At 57.0% G+C, this 15,603-nt stretch carries 9 protein-coding genes; 3 read left to right on the plus strand and 6 right to left on the minus strand.

Going from position 1 to position 15,603, the window contains the following annotated elements:
- Positions 1–10 precede the first annotated feature (10 nt).
- The 6 genes from dmsA to lrp form a co-directional block, all read right to left on the minus strand.
- Positions 11–2,455 carry a dimethylsulfoxide reductase subunit A gene (dmsA, locus tag N5C09_RS17680; protein WP_279749552.1) on the minus strand — a complete coding sequence of 815 codons (2,445 nt, stop codon included), beginning with the start codon at positions 2,453–2,455 and terminating at the stop codon, positions 11–13.
- Positions 2,456–2,666: 211 nt separating this feature from the next.
- Positions 2,667–3,959, minus strand: a complete 1,293-nt coding sequence (gene serS, locus N5C09_RS17685; protein WP_279749553.1) for a serine--tRNA ligase — start codon at positions 3,957–3,959, stop codon at positions 2,667–2,669.
- Between the two features lie 92 nt (positions 3,960–4,051).
- Positions 4,052–5,404 carry a replication-associated recombination protein RarA gene (gene rarA, locus N5C09_RS17690; RefSeq protein WP_279749554.1) on the minus strand — a complete coding sequence of 451 codons (1,353 nt, stop codon included), beginning with the start codon at positions 5,402–5,404 and terminating at the stop codon, positions 4,052–4,054.
- A gap of 9 nt (positions 5,405–5,413) precedes the next feature.
- The gene (lolA, locus tag N5C09_RS17695) at positions 5,414–6,028 is read right to left on the minus strand and encodes an outer membrane lipoprotein chaperone LolA (RefSeq protein ID WP_063866268.1); all 615 of its coding nucleotides are present in this window, start codon (positions 6,026–6,028) and stop codon (positions 5,414–5,416) included.
- Between the two features lie 127 nt (positions 6,029–6,155).
- Complete coding sequence (locus tag N5C09_RS17700) at positions 6,156–9,830, minus strand: DNA translocase FtsK 4TM domain-containing protein (protein ID WP_279749555.1); 3,675 nt, start codon at positions 9,828–9,830, stop codon at positions 6,156–6,158.
- 135 nt (positions 9,831–9,965) lie between these two features.
- Positions 9,966–10,460 carry a leucine-responsive transcriptional regulator Lrp gene (gene lrp, locus N5C09_RS17705; protein WP_000228469.1) on the minus strand — a complete coding sequence of 165 codons (495 nt, stop codon included), beginning with the start codon at positions 10,458–10,460 and terminating at the stop codon, positions 9,966–9,968.
- A gap of 543 nt (positions 10,461–11,003) precedes the next feature.
- On the opposite strand from lrp, the gene trxB reads away from it, so the two are divergent.
- From trxB to cydC, 3 genes are all read left to right on the plus strand, one after another.
- Positions 11,004–11,972 carry a thioredoxin-disulfide reductase gene (trxB, locus tag N5C09_RS17710; protein ID WP_063449177.1) on the plus strand — a complete coding sequence of 323 codons (969 nt, stop codon included), beginning with the start codon at positions 11,004–11,006 and terminating at the stop codon, positions 11,970–11,972.
- A gap of 114 nt (positions 11,973–12,086) precedes the next feature.
- Complete coding sequence (cydD, locus tag N5C09_RS17715; protein ID WP_279749557.1) at positions 12,087–13,853, plus strand: cysteine/glutathione ABC transporter permease/ATP-binding protein CydD; 1,767 nt, start codon at positions 12,087–12,089, stop codon at positions 13,851–13,853.
- Complete coding sequence (gene cydC, locus N5C09_RS17720) at positions 13,853–15,574, plus strand: cysteine/glutathione ABC transporter ATP-binding protein/permease CydC (RefSeq protein ID WP_063866265.1); 1,722 nt, start codon at positions 13,853–13,855, stop codon at positions 15,572–15,574. Before cydD ends, cydC begins: the two co-directional genes overlap by 1 nt.
- The last annotated feature ends 29 nt before the right edge of the window (positions 15,575–15,603 follow it).

The following is a 15,603-nucleotide window of genomic DNA, read 5'->3' on the forward strand; positions in this document are numbered from 1 at the left end:
CGGTTACTCCTTACGCCTTTTCAACCTGAACGAGGTTCGTGTGGGATGGGTTGCCCTTCGCCAGCGGCGAAGGACGCTGCGTAGTGAGAACGTTGATGCAGCCCGCCTGATCGATGCGATTCGCATCCGGGTTATACCAGGCCCCTTCCCCCAGCGCGACAACGCCCGGCATCATGCGCGGCGTCACTTTGGCTTCGATATGCACCTCGCCACGCCCGTTGAAGATACGTACGCGATCGCCATTACTGATGCCGCGCGCTTTCGCATCCATCGGGTTGATCCACATCTCCTGCCGGCAGGCCGCTTTCAGTACGTCAACGTTGCCGTAGGTGGAGTGAACACGCGCTTTATAGTGGAAACCGGTCAACTGAAGCGGGAATTTTTCCGTCAGCGGATCGTTGTAGTTTTCGAAACCAGGCGTATAGATCGGCAGTGGATCGATAACGTCCCCTTCCGGCAATTCCCAGGTCGCGGCAATTTTTGCCAGCTCTTCCGAATAGATCTCGATTTTGCCCGACGGCGTGGTCAGCGGATTGGCCACCGGATCCTCGCGGAAGGCTTTGTACGCCACGTGATGCCCGTCCGGGTCGCGCTGTTTGTACATCCCCTGCTTGCGGAAGGTATCGAAGTCAGGCAGGTCTGGAATGGCTTTGCGGGAGAGCTCATGCAGATGGCGCATCCATCCTTCCTGAGTGCGTCCCTCGGTGAACTGCTGCTCAACGCCAAGACGTTTCGCCAGCTCGGACGTCATCTCATAGATGGTTTTGCACTCGAAGCGCGGTTTGATGGCCTGGTCAGTGAAGATCACATAGGACATGTTGCCGCAGGAGGCGTCCAGCGCGAAATCCATCTGCTCGGAGGCGGTGCAGTCTGGTAGCAGGATATCGGCATACTTCGCCGACGAGGTCATATGGCAGTCGATCACCACAATCATTTCGCACTTCTTATCGTCCTGCAAGATTTCGTGGGTGCGGTTGATTTCGGAGTGCTGGTTGATCAGGCAGTTGCCGGCATAGTTCCAGATCATTTTGATCGGCACATCCAGCTTATCTTTGCCCCGAACGCCGTCGCGCAGCGCGGTCATTTCCGGGCCGCGCTCGATCGCGTCAGTCCACATAAACATGGAGATGCTGGTCTGAACCGGATTGTCCAGCGTTGGCATACGTTCAAACGGTACTTCATACGAGCCTTCACGCGCGCCGCTATTACCGCCGTGAATGCCGACGTTGCCGGTCAGAATTGAGAGCATAGAAATGGCGCGAGTGGCAATCTCACCATTCGCGTGACGCTGTGGTCCCCAGCCCTGGCTGATATAAGCCGGTTTGGCTGAACCGATTTCACGTGCCAGCTGAACAATACGTTCGACAGGAATGCCGGTGATAGTGGATGCCCACTCTGGGGTTTTCGCCACGCCGTCGCTGCCCTGGCCAAGAATATAGGCTTTATAGTGCCCGTTAGCCGGTGCGCTGGCAGGCAGCGTCTTCTCGTCATAACCGACGCAGTATTTATCCAGGAACGGCTGGTCGACGAGGTTTTCAGTAATCATCACATACGCCAGCGCATTGACCAGCGCCGCGTCGGTACCAGGGCGAATGGGGATCCACTCATCTTCACGCCCGGCGCCGGTATCGGTGTAGCGTGGATCGACGATAATCATACGTGCGTTGGATTTGGCGCGCGCCTGCTCAAGGTAATAGGTTACCCCGCCGCCGCTCATGCGCGTTTCGCCCGGGTTGTTGCCGAACAACACCACCAGTTTACTGTTTTCGATATCCGACGGGCTGTTGCCGTCTGCCCAGCCGCCGTAGGTGTAGTTCAGGCCCGCGGCAATCTGTGCGGAAGAGTAGTCGCCGTAATGGTTGAGATAACCGCCGCAGCAGTTCATCAGGCGCGCTACCAGCGTTTTACCCGGCGGCCAGGAGCGGGTCATGGTGCCGCCAAGCGTCCCGGTGCCGTAGTTCAGGTAGATGGATTCGTTGCCGTACTCTTTGATCAGGCGCTGCATGTTGGTCGCGATAATATCGTAGGCTTCGTCCCAGCTAATGCGCTCGAACTTTCCTTCCCCACGCTTGCCGACACGCTTCATCGGATATTTCAGACGATCCGGGTTATAAACGCGACGGCGCATTGAGCGGCCACGCAGACAGGCACGAACCTGATGTAACCCTTCGTAATTATCATCGCCGGTATTGTCGGTTTCTACGTATTTGATTTCACCGTCCACGACGTGCATACGCAGCGGACAACGGCTACCACAGTTAACGGTACAGGCACTCCACACCACTTTTTCCGGGGCTGAAGCGGGAGACAGAGCCTCCGCCGCCGACGCCAGTCGGGTAAAGGGGAGCGTAAAGGCACTGCTGGCAATAGCCAGGCCGCCTATTGCCGTGGTTTTCATCAACCCACGGCGAGTGACCTCGGCAGCCATTAACGCTTCAGGCGCTTTGATTTTCATAAAGACTCACTTTGGTTGCTCACAAAGAAAAGAGAGGCGGTGCAAACCGCTATGTAGTTTTATATATAACGAAAAGCTACGTTATCGGTGTTTTATGCTAACTTTCGTTCGGAGGAGTATTACTACTTTAGAGGGAGGAGGTATTGCGTCGTATCAAATCAGGGATATAAAAAAAGCGCCCTGAGGCGCTTTTTTGTTTTGAAGCAAAATATTAACCGATGAACTGCTGGCCTTTCATGTAAGGACGCAGCACCTCAGGGATCTCAATGCGACCGTCTGCCTGCTGGTAGTTCTCCAGCACGGCCACCAGCGTACGGCCAACCGCCAGACCAGAACCGTTCAGGGTATGAACCAGACGGGTCTTCTTGTCGGACTTGCTGCGGCAACGCGCCTGCATACGACGCGCCTGGAAATCCCAGACGTTAGAGCAGGAGGAGATTTCACGGTAGGTATTCTGCGCAGGCACCCACACTTCGAGGTCGTAGGTTTTGCAGGCGCCGAAGCCCATATCCCCGGTGCACAGCGCCATACGGCGGTAAGACAGCCCCAGCAGCTCCAGCACTTTTTCCGCGTGGCCGGTCATCTCTTCCAGCGCATCCATCGATTCTTCCGGACGAACAATCTGCACCATCTCAACCTTATCGAACTGGTGCATACGGATCAGGCCGCGAGTATCACGACCGTAAGAACCCGCTTCAGAACGGAAGCAAGGAGAGTGCGCGGTCAGTTTGATTGGCAGATCGTCTTCGTCGATGATCTCGTCACGCACCAGGTTGGTCAGCGGCACTTCCGCGGTTGGGATCAGCGCGTAGTTACTGCTGTCTGCTTCCTCGTCCAGCGGACGGGTGTGGAACAGATCGCCGGCAAATTTCGGCAGCTGGCCTGTACCGTACAGCGTATCGTGGTTAACCAGATACGGTACGTAGGTTTCGCTGTAGCCGTGCTGCTCGGTGTGCAGATCCAGCATGAACTGAGCCAATGCACGGTGCAGGTGAGCAATTTGCCCTTTCATCACTACGAAGCGAGAACCGGTCAGCTTAACCGCTGCCGCAAAGTCCAGGCCCGCGTGCATTTCGCCCAGCGTCACGTGATCGCGCACTTCGAAGTCAAACTCGCGAGGCGTACCCCAGCGTTTCACTTCAACGTTGTCATTTTCGTCTTTGCCGACAGGCACGCTGTCGTCAGGAATGTTCGGGATCGCCAGAGCAATATCGCGAATTTCAGCCTGAAGAACGTCCAGTTCAGCTTTCGCCTTATCCAGCTCTTCACCCAGCTTGTTCACTTCCAGGCGTAATGGCTCAATGTCTTCCCCGCGCGCTTTCGCCTGGCCAATGGATTTCGATCGAGAATTACGCTCTGCTTGCAGATTTTCAGTTTGTACCTGCAAAACTTTACGACGCTCTTCAAGAGCGCGCAGCTTATCTACATCCAGCTTAAAGCCCCGGCGTGCCAGTTTTTCAGCGACTGCGTCTGGCTCATTACGCAGCAGATTGGGATCGAGCATGCTTATCCTGTGCTTATCGAATTAAAAAAGGAAAAAGTGACCACAGCCTGCGGCCACAGAGATATATTGCCAACATTACCGCAACGATTGAACTAACGGTAGCGTTTTATAGGGCTATTTTGATCCTGTCCGGCAAGCCAGGCGAGCTTTTCGCCAATCTTACCCTCAAGACCTCTGTTTGTAGGGTGATAATAGCGGGTTTGTGCCATCTCCTGCGGGAAATACTCCTCCCCGGCGGCGTAGGCATTGGGTTCATCATGGGCGTAGCGATACTCCTGCCCGTAACCCATCTCTTTCATCAGCTTTGTAGGGGCATTGCGAAGATGTACCGGAACGTCGTAATCCGGACGTTCACGTGCATCTGACATCGCCGCTTTGAAGGCGGTATACACCGCATTGCTTTTCGGTGCGCAGGCCAGATAGACAATCGCCTGAGCAATGGCGCGCTCACCCTCCGCAGGCCCGACGCGGGTAAAGCAATCCCAGGCAGAAAGCGCGACCTGCATGGCGCGCGGATCGGCATTGCCGACGTCTTCCGACGCAATCGCCAGGCAGCGGCGCGCAACGTATAGCGGATCGCCACCGGCGGTAATGATACGCGCATACCAGTAGAGCGCCGCATCCGGCGCGCTGCCGCGCACGGATTTATGTAACGCAGAGATCAGGTCGTAGAAACGGTCGCCTTTATTATCGAAGCGCGCGCTGCGTTCACCGGCAATTTCGGTGAGCAGTTCAGGCTTCAATACGCGCTTGCCCGCATCGTCCACTTCGGCCATATCGGCCATATCGGCCATCATTTCGAGCGTGTTCAGCGCGCGGCGCGCATCACCGTTCACCAGTTCGGCAATCGCACGACGCGTCTCGTCCGGCAAAACGATATCCTGCCCGCCGTAACCCCGCGCTTTGTCGTCCATCGCTTGCGTCAGAACCTTTTCGATATCTTCCGTGGTCAGCGATTTAAGCAGATACACGCGCGCCCGGGACAGCAGCGCAGAGTTCAGTTCAAACGACGGGTTTTCGGTGGTGGCGCCGATGAAGAAAATCGTACCGTCTTCAATGTGCGGCAGGAAGGCATCCTGCTGGCTCTTGTTGAAGCGGTGTACTTCGTCGACAAACAGAATGGTCCGACGTCCGGCATTGCGGTTTTGTCGCGCCCGCTCGATCGCCTCGCGGATCTCTTTCACCCCCGACGTGACCGCCGAGATGCGCTCAACGTCCGCGTTGGCATAGCGGGCAATCACTTCAGCGAGCGTGGTTTTTCCGGTGCCGGGTGGCCCCCAGAGGATCATGGAGTGCAGATGCCCGGCCTCGATGGCGCGCGGCAAGGGTTTCCCCGCAGCCAGCAGATGTTGCTGACCGATGTACTGCGCTAAATTTTCTGGCCGCATACGGGCGGCCAGAGGTTGAAACGCATTATCTGAAAAATCGAGCGACAAATTGCTCACTCATGCCTCTTACTTATTGCGTTGGTCGTCCACCGTTACGCCCTGCGGCGGGGTAAAGGTGAATTTCGATGCATCAACAGCGCCGTTTTGCTGAGACTTCAACTGATAGCTGCTGCGCTGATCGTCCTGCTCAACCGCGCCAAACTGATTGATGGTGCCGTTGCTGCTCACGTTAATGGTGAACTGCTTCAGATTACCGTTGCTGCCTTTTGGCGTCAGGACAAACTCGTCGCCGTTTTGTTTAATGTTGTACTGCTGCCAGTCGCTGGACTGGTTACGGGCAATGAGCATAAACGGCGTATTGCTGGTCGCGTCTTTCAGCCAGGTGGCGGTCGCCTGCTCAACGAACGGGTTGTAGAACCACAGGGTTTTACCGTCAGACACCAGAATGCTTTCATCCGGCTGGGTCATGTGCCAGTTGAACAGATTTGGGCGCTTCACCCACAAATCTCCCTGGCCTTCCTGCACCGCGTTGCCGCTGCCGTCAGTCACTTTTTGCGTGAAGCTGGCGTGGAAGCTGCTCACTTTATCCAGTCGGCTTTTAAGGTCGCTGGCTGCATCAGCCCAGACGCTGCTGGCAACAAAACTGGAGAGTAATGCACAGGCGATGGCGATTTTTTTCATTGTTATTCCTTAAAATACGTCTTCCCGATATGGGGGTTCCGTTTCTATTCTGTACCTGCCCGAAGGCAGGCGACAGAAGAATATGCTTAATTTTTGCTGATTTACCCTTCTTTGCAATCGCTGAAGGTTACTCAAACGGCGGTGGCGCCAGCACCTCACGGTTACCGTTGTGCCCCTGTTCGCTCACGATGCCCTGCGCTTCCATCTGCTCAATGATACGCGCCGCGCGGTTGTAGCCGATACGGAACTGGCGCTGCACGCCCGAGATGGACGCTTTACGTTTTTCGGTGACGAAATTAACCGCCTGGTCGAATAATGGATCCAGCTCTTCGCCGCCGTCAAAACCACCGCCGCCACCTTCGCTTTCGCTGTCGGAGGTGATGCCGTCAACGTATTGCGGACGCCCGCGCGCTTTCCAGTCCTGCACAACCGCGTGCACTTCCTGGTCGCGAACAAACGCACCGTGAACACGCACCGGCGAGGTGGAGTTCGGCCCGGAGTAGAGCATATCACCCATCCCTAGCAGCGACTCTGCTCCGCCCTGGTCAAGGATAGTACGCGAGTCAATTTTACTCGACACGGTAAACGCGATACGGGTCGGGATGTTTGCCTTAATAAGACCGGTGATAACGTCCACGGACGGACGCTGCGTAGCCAGAACCAGGTGGATACCCGCCGCACGCGCTTTCTGTGCCAGACGTGCAATCAGCTCTTCCACTTTCTTACCAACGGTCATCATCAGGTCGGCAAATTCATCCACCAGCACCACGATGTAAGGCAGTTTTTCCAGCACCGGATGTTGGGCATCCATGCTGTCACCCGGCTTCCAGTATGGGTCCGGAATCGGACGACCCATGCGCGCCGCCTCGGCGATCTTCTCGTTATAACCGGCCAGGTTACGCACGCCCAGCGCCGACATCAGCTTGTAGCGACGCTCCATTTCATTGACGCTCCAGCGCAGTGCATTGGCAGCGTCCTTCATGTCCGTGACCACTTCCGTCAGCAGGTGTGGAATGCCTTCGTAGACGGACAGTTCGAGCATTTTCGGGTCGATCATGATGAAACGCACGTCTTCAGGCTGCGCTTTGTAGAGCATGCTGAGGATCATGGCGTTCACACCGACCGATTTACCGGAACCGGTAGTACCCGCAACCAGCAGGTGCGGCATTTTCGCGAGATCGGCAACCACCGGATCGCCCGCAATGTCTTTCCCCAGCACCACGGTCAGCGGGGAAGGATTATCGCGGAACTTGGTGTTGTCCAGCACTTCACGCAGATAGACGGTCTGGCGTTTCTTGTTTGGCAGCTCAAGGCCAACGTAAGGCTTGCCCGGGATCACTTCCACCACGCGAACAGCCACGGTTGACAGGGAACGCGCCAGGTCGCGGGAGAGGTTAGAAATACGCGCCGCTTTTACGCCCGGCGCCAGGTTCAGTTCGAAACGGGTGATCACCGGTCCCGGTGAGTAGTTCACCACGTCCGCTTTAATACGGAAGTCAGCCAGACGCGCTTCCACCAGACGGGCCATCTGCTCGAGAGCAAAAGTATCAACCGGCTCGACTTCAGCCGGCGGCGGCGTTAACAGATCCAGCGACGGCAGCGGCGTGCTTGGGCGTTGCAGCGGTCGGCTGTCTCCGTTACGCATCAGCAGCGGATGAATCAGGCTCTCCTGCGGCTGCGGCTGCGGCTGCGGTGCTGGCTGCTGGAACTGCGGCTGTGGCGGTTGGGCAGGCGTCTGTGGTTGAGTATACGCCTGCGGCGCCGGCTGTTGCGGCTGCGCGTAAGCCTGTGGCGCTGGCGCCTGACGCACCGGTTCCGCTTCCGGCATTACGCTCGGCGTGAACAGCGGTTCGCTTGGGCCATCATCCACCAGATCTTTCATTGGTGAGAATTCGAAATCCGACAGCGAGAACGGGTTTGCCCCCGAAGGCTGCTCACCGGAATAACGCTGCTGCTGCGTAGCGGCAAACTGGCGCGCCAGCTCCGCTTCGGCCGCATCATCGTCGTCATGCTGTGAAGGCACGTCGTGCTGATACTCGTCGCCGTAGCGCTGATTCTGCTGGGCGGCAAACTGACGCGCCAGCTCGTCCTGATGCAGTTCGTCTGCATCATCTTCGTAGTCAGAACCACGCGCTTTCTCTTCTGCCATACGCTGGGAAGGCAGTTTAATGCCATAAGAGGCTAGCTCCCGGCGAGTCGGTACGCGCACGCGGTTAGGGCGCGGCAGCTGTGGACCAATGCCCTCTTTCACCTGAGGACGCGGGGCGCTGTCGGTTGCCGGGCTGAATAGCGGAGCGGACGCGGCAGCGGCTGCCGTTGCCTGCTTCACGGCTTCAGCACCCGACGCAACGGCTGGCGTAGGATCTACAGGTGGAATGCTTACCGAAGGCGCTTTTGCAACAGGCTCCTGTACCGGCTCGGGCACGGGCTGATACCAGGCGGCAAGCTGCTCGCGCTCACGGGCACGGCGCTCTTCCACTTCTTCAAAATAGTACAGTGGCGGACGAGACGGCTTCGCTTCCTCGACCACTTCGGGTTCAGGCTCTGGCGCAACGTAGGGCTGTTCATGTACAACGGGTTCTGGCGTATAAGCCTGATACGGTTGTTGCGGCTCGCTGACAGGCTCAGGCGGCTGATACGGCTGCTGCCACTGCTCCTGCTGAACGGGAATATAGCTTTCTGGCTCAGGCGCGATGGTCGGCTCAGGCGTATGGACGCCAGGCGCAGTCTGCCAGTCTACCTGCGGTTGCTGGATCGCGGACTCCGGGGCAGGCACAGGCGAGGACGGCATCACGGCTTCAACAGGTGCAACATGGGCCTGCGCCGCCGTCGTTGCGGCAGCAGCAGCGGCTACCGGTTCAGTCACGGAATGACCATTCAGCAGCGGATCGTATTCGTCATACTCACCCGGCGTGGCGCGATGACCAGAGAACAGTACGTCATCAGGATCGACGGCCGCACCGCGATACTCAATCTGCTCGTCTTCATCCATACGTTTGCCGGAGAACAGCGCGGCGTCCGTTTTACGGCCTAACGGGTTCGCAAATTTTTCAGCAACACGCTGGCGGCGCGCCAGAGCACCGCGCAGAATACGCGCGCGACGAGACTCACGACGCACATCAGGCGCATCGTCTTCGTCATACTCATCTTCGTATTCATCTTCATCGACCCACGTATCGTCACGACGGGTACGGTTGCTGGCGAACGTCAGCAGCGTCAGAATAAAGCTGCCGATCTTCTCAGCAATGCTCACCCAGGACCAGCCGGTAAACAGCGTCAGCCCCGCCGCCCAGATACACAGCAGCGCCAGCGTGCCGCCGCTGCTGTGAAGCATCGGTTGCAGCGCGGAGCTCAGAAGGCTGCCGATCACCCCGCCGGAGGCGAAATACCAGATATCATCGGCGTTGATCGCCGCCAGCCCACAGGAGGTGAGGATCAGCGCCAGGGCACCAATCAGGCGCAGCGAAACGGCAAAATAATCGATGTAGTCGTCGTTCTGTCGATGACGCCAGGCAAACCAGCATCCGCCAATAATGATGACGGGCAGGGTATAGGCCATCACACCGAAAATGAAAAAGAGCGTGTCCGCAAGCCAGGCGCCGGGAACGCCACCTAAGTTATGGATAGGCTCATGCCATGCGGTTTGTGACCAGCTGGGATCTGAGGGGTTGAAACTGAGTAAGGCGGCCATCAGCCAGACGGCAAAAAGGGCAATAACAATCAGCAAAGCCTCGAGGAGACGACGTCCGCTGCTTAGCTTCGATAGTGTGACTTCTTTGTCTTCAGTGTATTCCTGGCTCAAGAAAGGCTCTCCAGGTATCAGGCATGTCCTGCCTGTGTGCTAAAACGGACAACAGCGCCGGGTATCCCCGGCACTGTTGCTGTATGGATTAACAGGAGTGTAATCAAACTACACTGATTTTGCACCTGTTCCGTGTTAGCGCGTCTTAATAACCAGACGATTGCTCTGTTTGACCTCTTCCATCACCACATAAGTACGGGTGTCGTTCACGCCTGGCAGACGCAGCAGGGTTTCACCCAGCAGCTTACGGTAGGCGGACATATCGGGCACACGGGTTTTCAACAGGTAGTCGAAATCACCGGAAACCAGATGACACTCTTGAATTTCTTCAAGTTTTTGTACAGCGGCGTTAAATTGCTCAAACACATCCGGTGCACCACGATTCAGAGTAATCTCAACAAATACCAGAAGTGAGGCATCCAGATAATGCGGGTTCAGCAGAGCCGTATAGCCCTGGATAAAACCCTGTCTTTCCAGTCGACGCACACGCTCAAGGCACGGCGTCGGGGAAAGTCCCACACGTTTTGAAAGCTCGACGTTGGAAATACGCCCATCCTTTTGCAATTCATTAAGAATGTTACGATCGATACGGTCGAGATCTTTGCCAGGGCGCTTCTTGCTATCTACCATTATTATTGTCTCTCTGTATTCCTTCCCTACTCCTGCCTGGACCCTGTGCACATCACTGTTCAGAGCCTGCACCCGTTATTCATCACATCGCCTGGTTATGTATTTGACGCGATGTGGATTCGGGTTCTGCGGTAAGAAGACCGTTGCCCGAAAGCAGTCACAGACATCACGTATGGCGTCTGTCCACACCATGCGTAGATTTCACTGACCCGGTAAAAATGGCATTTACGTGCATGTCTATTCGGCATGCAGTTCATGCGTCTTTTTTTCTTCCTTGAATGTTTTCGCAAAAGCGCAGGGGATTGTCAAAGCAAAACATCGATTTTTAGTACAAGATGCCGGATATTCATTACGGAGGGGTATTAATCCTCATTTTATTGCCTTATAAACGCGCGATTTTCAGTAGCAGACGTGATATGAACGCATCTGATTCATAGGGCGCGGCTATTGCATATATCGGAAGCAAAACTGCCGTGCTCTTTTTTTACGGCAACAAATTCCCTACAATCCAGCCCATTGCCTGCCAACAACAATGGGGATCTCATGGGCACGACCAAACACAGTAAGCTGCTAATCCTTGGTTCTGGACCTGCGGGATATACCGCAGCGGTCTATGCTGCACGCGCTAACCTGCAACCGGTACTGATCACCGGGATGGAAAAAGGCGGTCAGCTGACCACCACCACGGAAGTGGAGAACTGGCCGGGCGACCCGAACGACCTGACCGGGCCGCTGCTGATGGAGCGCATGCACGAGCATGCCGCCAAATTCGAAACCGAAATCCTGTTCGACCACATTAACAAAGTGGATTTGCAGAACCGTCCGTTCCGCCTGACGGGTGACAGCGGTGAATACACCTGCGATGCGCTGATCATTGCCACCGGCGCCTCTGCCCGTTATCTCGGCCTGCCGTCTGAAGAAGCGTTCAAAGGCCGCGGCGTGTCAGCCTGCGCAACCTGCGACGGTTTCTTCTATCGCAACCAGAAAGTTGCGGTGATCGGCGGCGGTAATACCGCGGTCGAAGAAGCGCTGTACCTGGCGAACATCGCCTCGGAAGTGCACTTGATCCACCGTCGCGACACCTTCCGCGCTGAGAAGATCCTGATCAAACGCCTGATGGATAAAGTGGCGAGCGGCAACATTGTGCTGCACACCAACCGTACGCTGGAAGAAGTGACCGGCGACCAGATGGGCGTGGCGGGTCTGCGTATTCGTGATACGCAGAACACCGACACCGTCGAAACGCTGGAGGTGGCGGGCCTGTTCGTGGCCATCGGCCACAGCCCGAACACGGCTATCTTCGAAGGTCAGCTGGAGCTGGAAAACGGCTACATTAAAGTGCAGTCCGGCATTCACGGCAACGCGACCCAGACCAGCGTTCCGGGCGTCTTTGCGGCAGGCGACGTCATGGACCATATTTATCGTCAGGCGATCACCTCTGCGGGCACCGGCTGTATGGCCGCGCTGGACGCAGAACGCTATCTGGACGGACTGGCTGAACAAGGTAAATAATCTTTACAAGTCAGTAACAAACGTAAATAAAGGCGGCCATTGGTCGCCTTTATTTTTGCTCACGTGTAACATGCAGAGGTCTAATTTCTTATAACGTCACCTGCAAAGTACGCAATGGAAAAAACCCGTCAACAAGAGTTAACACGCTGGCTGAAACAGCAAAGCGTTCTATCCCGCCGCTGGCTTATGATTTCCCGCGTTCTGGGATTCATCAGCGGTCTGTTGATTGTTGCCCAGGCATGGCTGCTGGCCCGCATTCTCAATCATATGATCATGGAGAACATTCCGCGCGAAGCGCTGCTGTTGCCGTTTATCATTCTGGTGCTGGTTTTCATTCTGCGTGCGTGGGTGGTCTGGCTGCGCGAGCGGGTTGGGTTCCATGCCGGGCAGCACATCCGCTATGAGATTCGCCGCAAGGTGCTCGATCGGCTCTCGGAAGCCGGGCCTGCGTGGATCCAGGGTAAGCCAGCCGGCAGCTGGGCGACGCTGATCCTTGAGCAAATCGACGATATGCACGATTACTACGCGCGGTATCTTCCCCAGATGGCGCTGGCGGTATTTGTGCCTCTGTTGATTGTTATCGCCATCTTCCCGGTTAACTGGGTGGCGGCGCTGATCCTGCTGGGGACCGCCCCGCTGATCCCGCTGTTTATGGCGATGGTCGGCATGGGCGCGGCAGACGCAAACCGCCGCAACTTCCTGGCGCTGGGTCGGTTAAGCGGCCATTTCCTGGACCGTCTGCGCGGCATGGAAACCCTGCGTATCTTTGGTCGCGGTGAAGCGGAGACCGAAAACATTCGCCTGGCGTCGCAGGATTTTCGTCAGCGCACCATGGAAGTGTTGCGCATGGCCTTCCTCTCGTCCGGCGTGCTCGAGTTCTTCACCTCCCTGTCGATTGCGCTGGTGGCGGTTTACTTTGGCTTCTCCTACCTCGGCGCGCTGGACTTTGGCCACTACGGTACGGCGGTCACGCTTTCCGCCGGGTTCCTGGCGCTGATCCTGGCCCCGGAATTTTTCCAGCCGCTTCGCGATCTCGGCACCTTTTACCATGCCAAAGCGCAGGCGGTTGGCGCTGCCGACAGCCTGAAAACCTTCATGGAAACGCCGCTGGCGCATCCTGAGCGTGGTGAAGTGACGCTGAATACGAACGATCCGGTGACCATTGAAGCACAGGATTTTTCTGTTCTGTCGCCTGAAGGCAAAGTGCTGGCAGGTCCGCTGAACTTTACCCTGCCCGCCGGGCAACGTGTGGTGCTGGTGGGCACCAGCGGTTCAGGTAAAAGCTCATTGCTGAATGCGCTATCAGGCTTTATGGCCTACACCGGATCGCTGCGTATCAACAAAACGGAGCTGCGCGAGCTTGATCCTGATGCCTGGCGCAAGCAGCTGAGCTGGGTGGGTCAAAACCCGCAGCTGCCTGCTCTGACGCTGCGCGACAATGTGCTGCTGGCACGTCCGGATGCGCGTGACGATGAGCTGCAATCGGTCCTCGACCGCGCCTGGGTCAGCGAGTTTCTGCCGCTGCTTGCGCAGGGCGTCGATACGGTCATTGGCGATCAGTCTGCCGGGCTGTCGGTGGGCCAGGCACAGCGCGTCGCGGTTGCCCGTGCGCTGCTGAATCCCTGTTCGCTAATGCTGCTGGACGAACCCGCGGCCAGCCTGGATGCACATAGCGAGCAGCGCGTGATGGATGCGCTTAATGCCGCCTCACGCCAGCAAACCACCCTGATGGTGACCCACCAGCTGGAAGGTATTGCCGACTGGGATCGGATCTGGGTGATGGAAAACGGACACATTGTTGAGCAAGGCGATTACGCCGCGCTTGTTGCCGCGCAGGGGCCGTTTGCGAACCTGCTGGCGAATCGTCAGGAGGACATCTGATGCGCGCCCTGCTTCCCTATCTTGCACTGTATAAACGCCATAAATGGATGCTGACGCTCGGTATCGTGCTGGCGATCGTCACGCTGCTCGCCAGCATCGGCCTGCTTACGCTTTCCGGCTGGTTCCTCTCCGCGTCTGCGGCCGCAGGCTTTGCCGGGCTGTACAGCTTTAACTATATGCTGCCTGCCGCCGGGGTGCGCGGCACGGCGATTACGCGAACTGCCGGGCGCTATTTCGAGCGTCTGGTCAGCCACGACGCGACCTTCCGCGTGCTGCAACACCTGCGCATTTATACGTTCAGTAAGCTGCTGCCCCTCTCCCCTGCCGGACTGGCACGTTTTCGTCAGGGCGAATTACTCAACCGCGTGGTTGCGGATGTAGATACGCTGGATCACCTCTATCTCCGCGTCATTTCGCCCATGGTGGGCGCGTTTGTGGTGATTGTCGTGGTCACGCTGGGGTTGAGTTTCCTGGATGTTCCTATCGCGCTGACGCTCGGCGGCATCATGCTGATGACGCTGATTATTCTGCCCCCCCTGTTTTATCGTGCAGGTAAAACCACCGGGGAAAACCTGACGCGTCTGCGTGGAGAATACCGCCAGCAGCTCACCTCCTGGTTACAGGGACAGGCCGAGCTCACCATTTTTGGCGCCAGCAAACGCTACCGCGCCCGTATGGAAAATACGGAACTTAACTGGCATGAAGCCCAGCGTCGCCAGTCTGAGCTGACCGCGTTTTCTCAAGCGCTAATGATGTTAATTGGTGGGATTGCCGTTATCGCCATGCTCTGGATGGCCTCCGGTGGCGTGGGCGGTAACGCGCAGCCCGGTCCGCTCATTGCGCTGTTTGTTTTCTGTGCCCTGGCTGCCTTCGAAGCCTTGGCCCCGGTCACGGGCGCGTTTCAGCATCTCGGCCAGGTCATCGCCTCTGCGCTGCGCATTACGGACATTGCCGAGCAGGAGCCTGAAGTGAAGTTTAGCGCCGGTCAAACCGCCGTGCCGGAGCAGGTCGCGCTGACGCTCAGCAACGTCACCTTCGCCTACGACAAGCAGGCGCAAAACGCGCTGGAAGACATCAGCCTGTCTGTTGATGCCGGGCAGCGCATTGCGATCCTTGGCCGTACGGGATGTGGCAAATCGACGCTTCTGCAACTCCTCACGCGTGCGTGGGATCCGCAGCAGGGCGAGATTCGGCTTAACGATATTCCGCTGCCTGGTTTTAGCGAAGCGGCCTTGCGTAAAACGGTCAGCGTCGTGCCCCAGCGGGTGCATCTGTTCAGCGCTACGCTGCGCGATAATCTCCTTCTGGCGGCACCAGACGCTTCCGACGATACGCTGCGGGCGATGCTGGAACAGGTTGGGCTGCACAAGCTGCTTGAGGACGACGGATTAAACAGCTGGCTGGGTGAAGGGGGTCGACAGCTTTCCGGCGGCGAACTGCGTCGTCTGGCCATCGCGCGCGCCCTGCTGCACGATGCGCCGCTGATGCTGCTGGATGAACCGACAGAAGGTCTGGATGCGACAACCGAGAGTCAAATTCTTGATTTACTGACAAATGTGATGAAAGGCAAAACCGTGCTGATGGTCACTCACCGCCTGCGCGGGCTGGTGAATTTCGATCGGATAATTGTGATGGACAACGGACACATAATTGAGCAAGGTAATCACGCAGAGCTGCTGGCAAAACAGGGTCGCTACTACCAGTTTAAACAGCGCCTGTAGACTATATTTGTAGCGTCCTCTCTCGCGTA

The sequence above is a fragment of the Enterobacter sp. GD03975 genome, assembly GCF_029838645.1.
Lineage (GTDB): Bacteria > Pseudomonadota > Gammaproteobacteria > Enterobacterales > Enterobacteriaceae > Enterobacter > Enterobacter quasihormaechei.